Source organism: Natrinema sp. H-ect4 (assembly GCF_041894845.1).
In the GTDB taxonomy this organism is placed as follows: domain Archaea; phylum Halobacteriota; class Halobacteria; order Halobacteriales; family Natrialbaceae; genus Natrinema.
In genome coordinates this window covers 22004-37173 of the sequence record NZ_JBHDYC010000029.1, presented here as the reverse complement: position 1 = coordinate 37173, position 15170 = coordinate 22004, and the positions used below count along the sequence as shown (strand labels likewise).

At 61.6% G+C, this 15170-nt stretch carries 11 protein-coding genes and 1 pseudogene; 7 read left to right on the top strand and 5 right to left on the bottom strand.

Features of this window, described 5'->3' with window-relative positions:
* Positions 1-491, top strand: a pseudogene (locus ACEWFR_RS22390) (hypothetical protein); the annotation flags it as partial.
* 97 nt (positions 492-588) lie between these two features.
* Here the strand turns inward: ACEWFR_RS22390 and ACEWFR_RS22385 are convergent.
* Positions 589-1005 carry a hypothetical protein gene (locus tag ACEWFR_RS22385; RefSeq protein WP_374063133.1) on the bottom strand — a complete coding sequence of 139 codons (417 nt, stop codon included), beginning with the start codon at positions 1003-1005 and terminating at the stop codon, positions 589-591.
* Positions 1006-1290: 285 nt separating this feature from the next.
* Here ACEWFR_RS22385 and ACEWFR_RS22380 point away from each other — a divergent pair, with 285 nt between their 5' ends.
* Positions 1291-1908 carry a metal-dependent hydrolase gene (locus ACEWFR_RS22380; protein WP_374063132.1) on the top strand — a complete coding sequence of 206 codons (618 nt, stop codon included), beginning with the start codon at positions 1291-1293 and terminating at the stop codon, positions 1906-1908.
* Between the two features lie 100 nt (positions 1909-2008).
* Complete coding sequence (locus tag ACEWFR_RS22375) at positions 2009-2599, top strand: hypothetical protein (protein WP_374063131.1); 591 nt, start codon at positions 2009-2011, stop codon at positions 2597-2599.
* A gap of 71 nt (positions 2600-2670) precedes the next feature.
* Here the strand turns inward: ACEWFR_RS22375 and ACEWFR_RS22370 are convergent, their stop codons facing one another.
* The 3 genes from ACEWFR_RS22370 to rdfA form a co-directional block, all read right to left on the bottom strand.
* Positions 2671-2931 carry a hypothetical protein gene (locus tag ACEWFR_RS22370; RefSeq protein ID WP_374063130.1) on the bottom strand — a complete coding sequence of 87 codons (261 nt, stop codon included), beginning with the start codon at positions 2929-2931 and terminating at the stop codon, positions 2671-2673.
* A gap of 526 nt (positions 2932-3457) precedes the next feature.
* Positions 3458-5413: an archaea-specific SMC-related protein gene (locus ACEWFR_RS22365; RefSeq protein ID WP_374063129.1), complete on the bottom strand. Its 1956-nt coding sequence runs from the start codon at positions 5411-5413 to the stop codon at positions 3458-3460.
* A gap of 66 nt (positions 5414-5479) precedes the next feature.
* Complete coding sequence (gene rdfA, locus ACEWFR_RS22360; RefSeq protein ID WP_374063128.1) at positions 5480-6106, bottom strand: rod-determining factor RdfA; 627 nt, start codon at positions 6104-6106, stop codon at positions 5480-5482.
* A 1100-nt stretch (positions 6107-7206) separates the two neighbouring features.
* Between rdfA and ACEWFR_RS22355 the strand changes: the two genes are divergently transcribed.
* Complete coding sequence (locus ACEWFR_RS22355; RefSeq protein ID WP_374063127.1) at positions 7207-9462, top strand: NADP-dependent malic enzyme; 2256 nt, start codon at positions 7207-7209, stop codon at positions 9460-9462.
* A 26-nt stretch (positions 9463-9488) separates the two neighbouring features.
* On the opposite strand, the gene gfo6 is transcribed toward ACEWFR_RS22355, so the two are convergent.
* Entirely contained in the window at positions 9489-10562 is a 1074-nt protein-coding gene (gene gfo6 / locus ACEWFR_RS22350; protein WP_374063126.1) for a D-xylose 1-dehydrogenase Gfo6, read from the bottom strand.
* Between the two features lie 1199 nt (positions 10563-11761).
* On the opposite strand from gfo6, the gene ACEWFR_RS22345 reads away from it, so the two are divergent.
* The 3 genes from ACEWFR_RS22345 to ACEWFR_RS22335 all read left to right on the top strand — a co-directional run bounded on the left by ACEWFR_RS22345 (position 11762) and on the right by ACEWFR_RS22335 (position 15008).
* Complete coding sequence (locus ACEWFR_RS22345) at positions 11762-12823, top strand: zinc-dependent alcohol dehydrogenase family protein (protein ID WP_374063125.1); 1062 nt, start codon at positions 11762-11764, stop codon at positions 12821-12823.
* A gap of 568 nt (positions 12824-13391) precedes the next feature.
* On the top strand, positions 13392-14402 hold the full coding sequence (locus ACEWFR_RS22340; protein WP_374063124.1) for a Gfo/Idh/MocA family protein: 1011 nt from the start codon (positions 13392-13394) through the stop codon (positions 14400-14402).
* 390 nt (positions 14403-14792) lie between these two features.
* Positions 14793-15008: a hypothetical protein gene (locus ACEWFR_RS22335; protein ID WP_098726923.1), complete on the top strand. Its 216-nt coding sequence runs from the start codon at positions 14793-14795 to the stop codon at positions 15006-15008.
* Positions 15009-15170 lie beyond the last annotated feature (162 nt).

Sequence of the window (15170 nt, the reverse complement as noted above, 5' to 3'; positions counted from 1 at the left end):
AAACGGACGACGGATCGGGTGAAACGGATGGTGGCGCTGTTGGATCAAACGACAGTGATGCTAACGCGACAGATGCGGCGGAAAATGCGTCGGTCGGACTGACCAACGCACCCGACAGCACTCCGACGAACGACACCGTCTCGGATACGTCGAACCGAACCGAAACTGCCGACACTGTGAACTCGAGTGCCAGTGAATCCGACGAGGTGCAGACGAACACGTCCCATCGTGCGGGCGACTCGACCGCTGGTGACAGCGACGGAGACGGGGAGACCGCTCTCGGAAACGCAACTGACGGCGGCAATGCGGGCTATTTCGTCGGCGAAAACGAATCCAGTGATGGAACCGAGTCCAGTATCGGGAACGTATCCAGTGACGAAAATACGTCCACCAGTGACACTGAGACCAGTAGCGCAAGCGAAGACGAGTCCGGTGGTACCGGGACCGATTCGAGCGACCCCATCATTGCGGGAGAAGCCACTGGCGGATAATATAGGGTCACCGCGGGCAACTGCTTATCCTGATCGTCTCTTCGTCGGACGAGGACCGCTGAACCGACCGGTTCCGCAGTCCCGGTGGCTCCGGGAATCAGGGGCCCTCGTGTGCTGACTCCCGCGAGAGAAATGCCGAGAGGATCGCGGTGTGGACCGTCCGGAGGTCGGTCTCTCGGATCGTGGCGGCCGCCTGAAAGCGTTCGCGAGCGGCGGCGATCGTCTGGGGATCGGCCGCGAGATGGGCGAGGACGAACGCGTCGGAATCAACGCCTCGAGGGGCCTCGAAATCCGCCTCGTCGTACAGTTCCGCGAAGTCCGCCACGACCGCCGAGACGAGCCTGTCGGTGGCATCGGCACCCGGATCGCCCGCGGGGACCGTCGAGGCGGTCGGATCGAAATACTCCTCGTAGTCGACGACGCCGGCGTCTTTGTACAGGAATTCGTCGAGTGCGTCGAAGACGTCCTCCGAGAGGTAGACACCGAACAGTTTGTATCTATCGGCGGCCATCACGCTGTGATTTCGTGTCGAACCCCATCAAAGGTTGCCCTCGAGAACCGTGACAGTCGTTGGACGGTCGTTCGTTGGGTCGTCGTCGTGTCGTGGCGACACGAGCGAGCAGTTCCGACAGATATCGACGCGCCGCACTCGAACCCGCGCGGATCGCGACGGGCCCAAGTCCGACGGGATGCCGATCGGTGGCCGAACGGAACTGCAGGATGCGACTCTGGCGGCCGACCGATGCTGGCCTCACCGACCGACATACTCAAACGGCTATGTTGCCTGTAGTACGACACAATGATGCTGCCAACGCACGCGCTCGTCGGGCTGGCCCTCGCCCTCCCGCTTGTCATACTCGCCCCCGAATTCGCCGGCGTCGCTCTCACTGCCGGCCTGCTCGGTGGTATTCTCCCCGATCTGGATATGTACCTCGGTCATCGGAAGACGCTGCACTATCCCGTCTATTATTCGGTGCTCGGCGTCGCGGTCGTCCCGTTCGCGGTGCTCCTCCCGACGGCGGCGACGATCGCCGCGACATTCCTGTTGCTCGGTGCGGCCGTCCACAGCGTCATGGATATCTTCGGCGGCGGGTTGGAACTGCGGCCGTGGGAGGCGACCTCGAGTCGCGCCGTCTACGACCATCGTCGAGGGCGGTGGCTCGCGCCGCGTCGCTGGGTCCGGTATGACGGCGCGCCCGAGGACTTGCTGCTCTCGCTCGGTATCGCCGTCCCGCTCCTGATCGCTCTCGACGGCGTCCTTCGGTTGATCGTGGGAGCCGCGCTGGTCGTCGCGGTCGTCTACACTGCCGTTCGACGGCTGCTCCCGACGATCGCGGAAGTCCTCGTGGTCCGCACGCTCCCGGATCGCTTCCTGGTACTGCTCCCCGCTCGGTACGGACCCGAACGCGGTACATGACCGACTTCCGCGCTGGTAGCGACCGCTGACCGACGGCAACCGCGAGCTCGTCTCCTTTCAGTATCGTTATGGACCTCGACTGCAATCTGCCACCAAACCAATGCAGACATCGGTAGCCAACGAGGCCGATCGCGGTGTCCGGTACGCGATTCTCGCCGTCCTCGTCGTCGGTTTCCGGCGGCGGGATCCGGGGGCGGTTTTCAACGCTGTCGTCTCGATCGCGGCGACGTACCTCCCCGGGGCCGTCGAACGCCGGTACGACGTGACGTTCAAGCCGTGGCAACGTACGTATCTGAGTACGGCGATGCTCACTCACGCAGTCGGAATGCTGGGTCCGTACGATGATATCTGGTGGTGGGACCACGTGACCCACACGCACTCGGCGACGATTCTCGGTGGCGTAACCTTCGCCGCGGCCCGTCGCCGCGGACGCGACCCGCGGCTCTGGGTCGTCGCCATCGTCGCCTGCGCCGGGGTACTGTGGGAGATCGCCGAGTACGGTATTCACACGACCGCCAATCGCCTCGGACTCGAACCCATACTCGTTTCCTACGGGGCGGCCGACACGTTCTTCGACCTCGTCTTCGATATCGTCGGCGCTCTCGTCGTGGTCGTAATCGGTGACTCCCTCCTCGGGAACCTGATATCGACTGACGAGAACCCGCCGTCGGCTCCCGATTCACAGCCCTGACGGCGGACGGTTCGTCCGCGTCACGGTCGGCCGCCTCTGGCCGCGACCGCTGATCGTCGATCGGAGCGAACTCACGCGCTGCACGCAGCGGCTGTTTCGTCCCGCCGGTACCGTGCGTTCACACGAGGTCGCCGCTTCCGCGTGCGGACAGATTGGCCTCGAGCGACGAGCCAGCCGCCGCCCAATGCCATCGCCCCGCCGACGAGCGACCGGTCGCTCGCCGGGACAGTAGCGGCCCATCGGTCGGTGAACGCGCCATCTCCCTCGATCGCACCGGTACCATCATTGAACGGGCCCGTGTCGGTCTCGTCTCGGAATAGGTTACACGACAAACAGGTAAGCGGTGATATTGTAGCTTACAATTGCAAATCCAACGTACACCCGTGTTCGGTCACCGACGATGCCAGTACCCAAGCCGCTCGAGTCGCGTCAGACCCGTGTACTGTACACACCAATCCGATGTCACTAGTTGACCGTTTCGTGAATTTATCTCGATCTGACAGACTATTCAGGCCGCCGACTACTTCCTCCCACCATTCATATGAGAAATATGATTGCTATCGCACTCCACTATTGATCTTATTTTACAAAAACCCTCGAGGGAGAGTCCCTCGGATGGGGAGAGAGAATACGAGACCGTCGAGACAAATCGATTCGACGACGAATAACACCGACAGAGAGGGGTGTTTTTATCGGGTTTCACCGATCAGACGGCCATCGACCACCGGATAGGAAAAAATCTGAACTATCTTCGCTTGTAGTATTATCATAAATATGCTGTGTATGAGGTACTGTCGGAAGCATCGAACGAATTGCACGAACCGATTCAGTCGTTCCGAATCGGCATCGCTCAGCGGCTTATATCTCCCGAACGTAGGCGTACTCGTCCGAGAGCGATTCGGCGTCCTCGCGGAGCAAAGCGACGACGAGACAGTCGACGTGCTCCTCGAAGTACTCAACGAGATCGGCGATCCGGGTCGAGTCGATCGCCTCGAGCGAATCCAGCAGCATGAACGGAACGATTTCGTAGACGTCGTGAACCAGATAGCCTGCGAGTGCGAAGACCAGTCCGGTGACTTCGCGTTCGCTCTCCGAGAGGTGGTCGACGGTATCCTCGTACGTCGCTCCGTCGTCGGTCGACCGGACGATGTGCAGGTCGAACGCGGTTTGCGTGACCTTCCGCCGCCCCTCCCGGACCGTCTTCTCGCGACGATCGATCCAGATGCGGTCGATGTTTCGGTACTCGAGGATCGATAGGATCGACTCCATGTGCTCGTTGAACGCGTCGACGGCGTTTTCTTCGATCCGGTCGACGCGCGTCCTGAGGTCGGTCAGCTCTGCTTCGACGGTCTCGCGGCGGTCCTCGAGGTCACTGCGCGCCTCGATCTTCCCCTCGATCTCTTCGATTCGGGCCTGCACGTCGTCGCGGTCGTCCTCGAGTCCCTCGAGTTCGAGCTCGAGCCGGTTCAGTTCGCGGTGGGTGTCGATAACGTCTCCGTACTCCGCGTTTTCGAACGCTTCGGCCTCGGATTCGAGCTCGTCGATACGCGTCCGTTGCTGTTCGACTTCGGTCTCGAGTTCCTCGATGCGCTGTTCGCGGCGCTCGAGCTCGTCATCGATCGCCGACAGCCGCGTTTCGATCTCTCCTCGTCGCTGCGTTCGCTCGCGAAGCTCCTTCCGTCGCGAGGAGAGGTCGTCGATCTGTGCCTGCAACTCGCTTCGTTCCTCGAGCTGGTCCTGGCGGAGCGATCGCAATCGCTCGAGCGTCGACTCGATCCGGTCGCGACCGACCTGCGAGCCACACGTCCAGCAGACGACGTCGTCGTCCGCGAGGAGCTGTTCCGTGATGTCGCCGTCGTCTTCCTCCCCCGACTCGACGTGGTCCTCGAGATCCAGCTCGAACCCGTCGTCTGCGAGCCGTTCCTCGTTGAATCGGATCACGCTCTGTAGTTCGCTCACGGTCGTATCGAGCGACCGCTTCCGGGCGCGAAGTTCCTGGATCCGGCCTTCGAGCCGATCCGGCGACTCGTGATCATCGTCGTCGAATGCCTCGAGTTCTCCCTCTAGCTCGTCGCGTTCCCGCTCGAGTTCGGCGTGGCTCTCCCGTTCGGTCTCGAGATCGTATTCGATAGACTCGAGTTCCGTCCGCGCCGTCTGGAGGTCGGCGAACGCCGATTCGATCTCCGCTTTCCGGTCGCGGCTCGCCTCGACATCGAGATCGAACGCCTCGAGTTCGTCCTCGAGGTCGGCGATTTCCTCGGTCGTCGTTTCGATCTCGTTCTCGAGTTCCCGTTTCTTCGACTCGAGCCCTGGGAGTTCGGAATCGAGTTGTTCGAGGCGCTCGAGGCGATCATCGAGGTCGCGTTTCTCGGCCTCGAGGGTGGAAATGTCGGCTTCGATCTCGTCCGTATCGATCGGACGCATGATGAGTTCACGAAGCTCGTCGCCGCGTCTCACTGCTCGGCGCGCTTCGTTGGATTCGAGCAGGAAGGCAAAGAGGTCCGCGAGTTCCGGATCCTCGAGATAGGGATCACCGTCGAAGACCACTTCACCGTTGCGTCGCTCGAGGTATCGCTCGTACCGTTTACCGTCGAATTCCAATTCGGCGCGACCGGCGTCCGCATCGCCTTTCAACGAGGAGCGCCGACTGCCCAGCGCGGCCATAATCGTCTGGAGGAACGACGTTCGATTCGTCGCGTTCCGTCCAGTCAGGACGTTAACGCCGGGTTCAAGCGTAACCTCGCTACTATCGATACCGCCGATATTCTCCGCGAGAACGGTAATCGACGAGGTGACTGACTCTGGAGATGACACGACGGTTATTTCACGCCGCCGGCTATAAATGCTATGCGGTAACGGCCGATTTTCCGACGTATCGCGTTACGACGTCTTCCCGGCCTCACAGTCGCAGCCACCCTGATCGAGTAACTCGGCGACGGAATAGTCGGTTCCGCAGTTCGCGCAGATGGTCCGGACATCGACGAAGACGTCGTACTCGCGGTCCGTAATCTCCTCGGCGTTTCTCAGTTCCTCGAGCGTAGATTCCGTGACGACTTGCGTTCGGCCGGCGAGTCGCTGAACGGTCTCTTTCTTTCGTTCGAGTCGGTCCTCGGTGTCCTCGTCGGGAAGGGACGCGTCGCGAACGTTCGTCAGATACGTATAGATCGTCTGGTGAGTGACGAAATCGGAGCGGACGGCGTCGATGTCGATCCCCGACCGTTCCAGTTCACGTCGCTTTCTGACCGCGTCCGAGCGCGACACGTCGTCGTCCGTGAGCGTTCGATACAGAATTTCGATATCGGAATCGAGCACCGACCCGCCCGCATCGCGGAGAGCCGCTCGGAGGACGGCCTTGTTGAACTCGGTCGCGAGGTCGCGGAGACTCGTTCGATCCGTTCCGTCGCCGACCCACTCGGTCTCGAGGCGATCCCCCCACGACTCGAGGTTGTACTCGTCTATCACTCGCTCGACCTTGGTTCGACGACCGCCGCTCGAGTCGTCCGTCATACCGGTAGTCACTGACGCCTATCGTACAAATGTTACGGTTATCGAACTAGATTCCTGGCCCTTCAGAAACTCAACTGACAGATACCTATTGGGGATGGTATCTACCGTTGATTTATAATTAGAGATATATGATGGATTTAATATGTGGGCAGCACGGTAATAATATTTTTAGTTACTAGAAATCAGTGGAAAGTGCGATAAGAGTACGAATGAGGCGAGATTGGTCGCGGACCGAGTTGGTGAAATTAGTATAACTAATCACGCAAGACTGTCTGGGCGCTGATTTTTCAACTGGCGTCTGGTCCGTCGGAGCAATCAGCGAGTCGCCTGTTAAAGTGTACCGAAACGGTCCGACCTGGAATAGTCCGGTAACCGCTCACCGTCTGCTGGCTATCGACGGTTACAGAGTTAGGGGTGTAATTCTGTTCGGTCAGCGATGGTTTCGTACGCGAGACGGTTCGTCGCGGTCGGCAAACGAACCGCCGTTTTTGCCGTTCGGACGCAGATTCCTCTATACACGATTTCGTTCCGAATCCGCTCGGCTACTGGCCGAAACGAACGATGTGTTCACGGTGTCTGAACAGGGTGTCGTGTTCGTTCGTCTTCCAGTCCAAGCATCCCGTTCCCGATGGGAGACACTGATCGGTCGATAAGCGAACAGTCTGGCGGCGAGGACTGTCCCGCAGGTTATCGGTTCAGTTGTCGTGAGCCGGACGCCCGGTAGAGACAACTGTTCTCGCTACCACCGACTGGCTCACGAGTGAACGCGGCGAGGCGAAACCGATCGGTTTCCAGTACCGAACGAAGTGTAACTCCGCAGCTCGAGCCGTCCGCCCCGATTCGACGGGATAACCCGTGACGGCCTTCCGATGACTGGCGACGGCGGAATCCCCGCGCGATACCGACCGCCAGTTTCCGTTCGTCGTCGTGGGACTCTCGTTCGAACGGCGATCGTGGGAATGTGTCGATTGCGCTCACGTTCCGCGTCACGCGGCGGATTGATCACGGATTTTCGGTACAGATCGGCCCTCTGACGGCGCAAATCGGTCGATCAGAAGCGTACACTTTTGTCGATTCGCTGGCGACACACGAGTACAACAATGGACGAAGACGCACTCGAGTATCACCGTGCCGATCCGCCGGGTAAGATAGAAATTTCGACGACGAAACCGACGAACACGCAACGTGACCTCTCGCTGGCGTACTCGCCGGGCGTCGCCGCGCCGTGTCGAGAGATCGCTGCGGACGCGGACGACGCCTACCAGTACACGACGAAGGGAAACCTTGTCGGCGTCGTCTCGAACGGCTCGGCAGTGCTCGGACTCGGCGACATCGGTGCACAGGCGTCGAAACCAGTCATGGAGGGCAAAGGCGTCCTGTTCAAGCGCTTCGCCGACATCGACGTGTTCGACATCGAACTCGACCTCGACGAACCAGACGCGTTCGTCGAGTCGGTCGCCGCGATGGAGCCGACGTTCGGCGGCATCAATCTCGAGGACATTGCGGCTCCCCACTGCTTCGAAATCGAGGAACGCCTCCGCGAGCGCCTGTCGATCCCGGTCTTTCACGACGACCAGCACGGCACCGCGATCATCAGCGGGGCCGCGCTGCTCAACGCCGTCGAAATCTCCGGCAAGGACCTCGAGTCGCTCGAGGTCACGTTCTCTGGCGCGGGTGCGGCCGCGGTCGCGACGGCCAAGTTCTACGTCTCGCTGGGCGTCGAACGAGAGAACATCACGATGTGCGATATCGATGGGATTCTGACCACTGAACGGGCCGAGTCCGGCGATCTGAACGCGTACAACAAGGAGTTCGCCAGCGACGTTCCCGAAGGCGGTATCGCGGAGGCGATAGCGGGCGCGGACGTCTTCGTCGGCCTGTCGGCCGGCGGCATCGTCAGTCAGGAGATGGTCCGATCGATGGCCGACGACCCGATCATCTTCGCGATGGCTAACCCCGATCCGGAGATCGGCTACGAGGACGCCAAAGACGCCCGCGACGATACGGTTATCATGGCGACTGGACGCTCGGACTACCCGAATCAGGTCAACAACGTCCTCGGCTTTCCCTTCATCTTCCGCGGTGCGCTGGACGTCCGCGCCACCGAGATCAACGAGGAGATGAAGGTCGCGGCGGCGTCGGCGCTGGCCGAGCTGGCCAAACAGGACGTGCCGGACTCGGTGGTGAAGGCGTACGGCGATCAGCCGCTTCAGTTTGGCCCAGACTACATCATTCCGAAGCCGCTGGACGCACGCGTCCTCTTCGAGGTCGCTCCAGCAGTCGCACGCGCGGCGATCGATTCCGGCGCGGCCCGTGTCGACCTCGGCGTCGACGAGTACGTCGAAGCGCTCGAGGCACGGCTCGGCAAGTCCCGTGAAATGATGCGGGTGGTACTCAACAAGGCGAAATCCGATCCCAAGCGTATCGCGCTGGCCGAGGGGACCGACGAGACGATCGTTCGGGCGGCCGCCCAGATCGTCGAACGAGGCATCGCTGAGCCGGTTCTGATCGGCGACGAGGACGAGGTTCGAAGCACGGTCGCGACCCTCGGTCTCGAGTTCGAACCGGACGTCGTCGACCCCAAGAGCGGCGAGTACGAGGCGTACATCGAACACCTCTACGATCGACGGAAGCGCAACGGCGTCACTCGCCGCGAGGCAGCGTCGATGATCCGCGACGACACCAACTACTTCGGGAGCGTCATGGTCGACCGCGGCGACGCCGACGCGATGCTGACGGGGCTGACGAACCACTATCCGTCGGCGCTCCGGCCGCCCCTGCAGGTGATCGGCACGGCCGACGACGCTGACTACGCGGCCGGGGTCTACCTGCTCACGTTCAAGAATCGCATCGTCTTCGTGGCCGACGCGACAGTTAATCAGGCCCCCGACGAGGACGTCCTCGAGGAAGTCACTCGCCACACCGCAGCGCTCGCTCGCCGGTTCGACGTCGAGCCCCGGGCCGCCTTGCTCTCGTACTCGGACTTCGGCAGCGTCGACAACGACGGGACGCGGAAACCTCGCGAAGCGGCCCGTCGGCTCCGTGCCGATCCCGCTGTCGACTTCCCCGTCGACGGGGAGATGCAGGCCGACACCGCCGTCGTCGAGGAAATGCTGACCGGAACCTACGAGTTCAGCGACCTCGAGAAACCGGCGAACGTGCTGGTCTTCCCGAACCTCGAGGCCGGTAACATCGGCTACAAGCTGCTTCAGCGACTCGGCGGGGCCGACGCCATCGGACCGATGCTGGTCGGCATGGACGAACCGGTTCACGTCCTTCAGCGGGGCGACGAGGTCAAGGATATCGTGAACCTCGCGGCCGTGGCGTCGGTCGACGCACAAGTCGACGAGTCCTGATCGGCGGACTGGCTCCCGTCGTCAGTCTACTCGAGCGCGACCGGTTCACCTCGTTCCGCGGAGTCGTGGACCGCTTCGATGATCCGCATGTCCTGCAAACCGTGTCGGCCGTCCGGATAGAGGTCGCCGTCGCCGAGGAGGCAGTCCGCGAAGTAGTCGAACTCCTCTTCCATCTCGCGCTCCGCGTCGAAGCTTCCGTGCTCGACCGTGACCGACACGTCGCCGCGCGAGAGGTGCAGCGAACACTCCCCGTGGAACGCCGGCCGGAGCTCGATCCGTCCCTCGGTTCCCGTGATCTTGAGATGCGTATCTTCGTGGGCGTGCTGGCTCGAGGTCGAGATCATCTGCACGTCGTCTTCGAAGATCAGCAGCGACGAAGACCGCTCGTCCGGGACGTCGGCGAACGCCTCGTGATTCGAGACCATCTCGGCCTGCACGCTGACGGGGTCGCGTTGGAGCAGGAATCGGGTCGTGTTGATCGAATAGATTCCCAGGTCCATCACCGAGGTGCCGTACCCGCTCAGATCGGCGTCGAGCCGCCACTGGTCGGGGTCGGGAATCATCTCGAGCAGTGACTGGGTGTTGTGACCGTAGACGGACACTGGCTCCCCGAGGAAGCCGTCGGCGATCAACTCGCGGGCCCGTTGCACTGCCGGATCGGTTTGCATGCGATAGGCGATCATCAACGGCACGTCCGCGGCGTCGCAGGTCGCGACCATCCGCTCGGCGCGCTCGACGGTCGCCTCCATCGGCTTCTCACAGAGGACCGCCTTGTCCAGTTCGGCCGCGGTCTCGGCGTACTCGAGGTGGTAGGCGTTGGGCGTGCCGACGTAGACGGCGTCGTACTCGTCGGCGGCCGCGCCGTCGTGGAACTCGTCGTAGCTGATCCCGCCCGCGATGTCGTTCTCGTCGGCGAGTCGCGTCGCCTTGTCGGTCGAACTGCTGACGAGCACCGTCACATCGCCCAGATCGGACGATTCGATCGCCGGCAGTGCGACGTCGATCGTCCACCACCCCAGGCCGATCAGGGCGTATCTGACGGTCCCGTTCTCTGTCGTCTGCCACGCTCGCTTCTCGTAGCTATCGATCCAGTCGCGCATACCGGTTCTATATCCCGATCTGATAAAAAATGACCGATGGCAACGTGTGACGACCGCGGGAATCCGGCCGCGATGACCATACGTCGTCGCGGCCGAGGAGAGGGGTTCGACCTCACCGCCGGCGGACGGCTCGAGAACGCGCCGACTGATCGATTCCGCCGTCGATCCGTTCAAGAAAACCGTTCGCCGATACCGAACTACCCTATGCATGTTTCTCGACGTTGGGGCCGGTGTAGTACTCCAGCAGACACAAATGAACGACCGCGCACGCCGATCCCCTGACCGACGAGGGCATCGCCTGAAAACGGTACGGGAACTATTCGTACGCGTGGGTGATGGTTTCGGTCGAAACCCCGCATCTGACCAATTTCCGTCGTTATCACATAACTTCTGGAGAGTTCGTTGAAACGAGAACGTGTCCGGACGAACGATGGCCATTAGACGGCTCGTAACCGGTTGAGAACGCGGTTTCCAGTCGAACCGTCGATGCTACCCGGTGCCGGCGATGTTTCTATTACAGACATAGTGCTGTAAGTTACAGCGGGCGACCGCAACGGCTGATCCAGAGGAGATCCGATCAAATTCTATAATAGAATATCGACACTTCCCTGATAAGATACTATTATTGTTAGAACATCGAGTTTGGTGTTTTCGATCACATACGCTCCGCCGTAATATGCTATTAGCGGCTATTAGGACCAATTTAGGGACTATTAGTTCGGAGGTGCATCCCCAGTTCATCGATTCCTCGTGCTCTCGGAGTTATCGCTGAGTGGCATTGGTTTTGAGCTAAAATCGGCTTGTTTTGTCTTTTCCTCCCCCTCTATCGTGCGAACTTCTACGATTGCCACCACATCAGCCGAACAAATATATAGTACCTTTCATATTTTAACGTATAATCATTCAGAATAGGGTCTTCGGGTCAAAGCTTTAGAAGTTGGGTACGATAGCAATTGACCCCTCGAAGCGATTCGTCCGATTCGACGGAACGTTCCGCCCCCGTACCGATATCGTTTCAACTTCACTGTACATCCGTGTCCCGTTGTCGAGATCTGTTCGACACCGATCGTTATCGAGGGGGTTCGGCTGGATTCCCGGCCCAATCCACTCGTACAACGGAAGACAACTCATAGATAGTTTCTGACAACTGGATGGCGTACCGCCTACACTTTTATACTCGCTACTACTACCGTTGGAACATGCGAGCAGCCGTACTCGAAGAACATGGGGAACCGCTGACGGTCAAAGACGTCGACTATCCGGAGCCGGGAGCCGATCAGGTAATCGTCGAGACCGAAGCGTGTGGGATCTGTCGGAGCGACTGGCACGCCTGGCAGGGCGACTGGAGCTGGATCGGCGCGGGCGTCCCGGAAGGGCAGATCCTCGGCCACGAGCCCGCCGGCGTCGTCTCGGCGGTCGGAAGCGACGTCGAGACCCTTGAGGAAGGCGACCGCGTCGCGGTGCCGTTCCACCTGGGCGACGGCACCTGTCCGCACTGCCGTGAGGGGCGGGCGAACAACTGCGAGACGGTGCTTCCGCTCGGTCTGTCGGAGTACTCACAGGGCGCGTTCGCGGAGGCGTTTCCCGTTCGGGAAGCCGACTTCAACTGCGTGAAACTCCCCGACGACGTCGGCTTCACGGAGATGGCAGGTCTCGGTTGCCGGTTCATGACGGCCTACCACGCGCTGGCCGACCGCGCGAACCTCCGTCCCGGCGACTGGGTTGCCGTCCACGGTTGTGGCGGCGTCGGCCTCTCGGCGATCCACATCGCGGACGCGCTGGGTGCCCACCCGATCGCGATCGACCTCGTCGACGACAAACTCGAGCGCGCCGAGGAACTCGGTGCCCGGGCGACGGTCAACGTGACCGAGGTCGACAGTTCGGCCCAGGCAGTCCAGGAGATCACAGACGGCGGAGCGGATGTCTCCATCGACGCACTGGGCGTCGCCGATACCTGCAAGAACTCGGTCAACAGCCTCGGCACGCGGGGTAGCCACGTGCAGGTCGGACTGACGACCGGCGAAGAGGAGGGCCAGATCGAACTCCCCGTCGACGTCATGACGATGCAGGAGATCGACTTCCACGGCTCCTTCGGGATGCCGCTGGTCCGCTACGAGGAACTGTTCAACCTGATCGCACAGGGCACCCTCGAGCCAGACAAGATCATCGGCGAGACGCTGTCGCTCGAGGAGGCTCCCGATACGCTCGCCTCGATGGACGACTACGGAACGGTCGGCATTCCGGTCATCACGGAGTTCTGAGCGCGAACGGGGATCGTCGTCCCGCTCGGTTTTACTGCTGGGCTCCGCCCCCGAGAGCTGCGACTGTCCGGTTTGCGTATCATGAAACCCGGGCGGGCGGGAACCGCCCTGGGCGTGAGAGACATGAGCGTACTCGAAGCGGGGGCGAGTCCACGTCCGAGCGATCCGGGCACGAACGCACGCAATCGGCTGGTCAGCGCACAGATGGGCCGAGCACGTACCCGGCGGGGAGTTACCACCCCGCAGGTCGAACGTTGTACGTGTTACCCATTGTTATGCATCCGCTTGGCTCCCGGTAGCGACTCCGAACCGAACGCAGGCACCGTCTACTCCGATCGTAGCACCCTGCTACCGGTTGGTACACCCCGGCTGTTGGTACTCGCTCGCGCTGACGAACGGAACGGACTCGCGTGGACGAACGGAACGGATCTGCGTGGACGAACGGACTCGAGTAGCGGATCGGTCGAACCCTCGCCCGTCTCGAGATCGAACTCGAATGATCGACCGGGTGGAGATACTTGCTTGCGATGCCTCCAGAGGGATGGGACTGCAGCCCGTACGGGATCGTATGAGTGATGACGACGGATCGCGGCCGATTCGGATCGGTATCGTCGGACTGGGCTACATCGGAACCACCGTCGGTGGCCAGTTTCACCGTCACCCTGACGCGACCGTCCGCGCGGTCTGCGATCTCGATGCGGCGCTCCGCGACGAGGTTGGCCGCGGGTTCGGCGTGTCCGCAGATCAGCAATACGCCGAGTACGAGGCGATGCTTGCGGAGGCGTCTCTCGACGCAGTGCTCGTCGGGACGCCCCACACCCTCCACTACGAGCAAGTCGTCGCCGCCCTCGATCGGGGCCACCACGTCTACTGCGACAAACCGCTGACGACCGACCTCGAGCGGGCCCGCGACCTCGCGGATCGAGTCGATCGAAGCGATCGGACCGTGATGGTCGGCTACCAGCGCCACCTTCAGACGGCGTTTCGAACGGCTCGCGACCGATTCGCCGACCGTCCACCGGAGTGGCTGACCGCCTCCATCACGCAGGGGTGGATCGACGATTCGCGAGGGACCTGGCGGCTCGATCCCGACCTGTCCGGGGGCGGCTTTCTCTACGATACCGGCAGCCACGTCCTCGACGCCGTTTGCTGGACGACCGGCCTCGAGCCGGCGTCCGTCGCCGCGAGCATGGCGTTTTACGACGACGAGCAGCGAGTCGACCGCCGCGCTCACCTCGACGTTCGGTTCGAAAACGGTGCGACGGGCACGTTTTCGTTTCACGGCGACGCGCCGTCGGTTCGCGAGCACATCCACCTCTGGGACGAGGAGGGTGCGATCTACCTCGAGGGAACGCAGTGGGGGTCCCGAAAGGTCGTCGAAATCGATTCCGACGCCGGGGAGTACGTTCCCTACATCGATCCCCGCGACGAACGGATCCGGGCCGACGCGTTCCTCGAGAGCGTCAGAAACGGAACCGAGCCGCCGGCGACGGTCCAAGACGCGCTCCGGGTGACGGCGCTGACCGAAGCGGCCTACGAGGCGGCTCGAACCGGTGATCGGGTCTCTGTCGATCGATAACCGAATCTCCGTCGACCGATGATCGCCGCTCCGCTACCGTCTCGATCGGTGCGTCCGTCGGCGCAAACCAGTCGCGCTTCCCTCGACCTCGAATCGCCTTTCGGCACCGGTCGTTGTCGCTCGGTTTCACCTCGATAAGTGGGACGATAACCATTTCATTACGGCTGGAAAAGCGGCTTTTCGACGGTATGCTCGTCATCGAGCTATCGGGACGATCCCGCCTCCGTCCCGGGGTACGAAACAGTTACTCTCGCTCGATCGGCCGCGAACGACGGGGCGAGTCGCCCGGATCCCCGTTCGATGGCGGTCGGCGGGTAAGACCCTCATAGTCGTCTTTGCCTTTCAGTTACAAGCCGGATAACTACATCTGGTGCTGGCCATCAAACGAGTATGATCACCTGCACTAACTGCGAGACCGCCCAGTTCCTGCAGATCACGCAGAGTCGCGTCTACTTCGAGGACGGCGAAATGATCAACGAGATCTCCGAGACGTACGAGTGCACCCTGTGTGGGGCGACCGGCCAGTACGTCTACGATGACGATAGCGAGGAAGAGACCGTCACTGGCGAGGTCGAGCACACGACTGAACGTCCAAAGTACGCCTGACCACTGTCCCTCTCCGGGGGGAACGGAAACGGACGAACCGAACTGGGTCGACCGGTTACGTGCAGAGCAGGCGTAACGCCTCGCCGTTCAGGCCGGGGAAGATGTTACGAGTGCAATAGCGGTGTTTCTCTCTCCGTCGATCGCATCGTCCCGTCGTCGTCA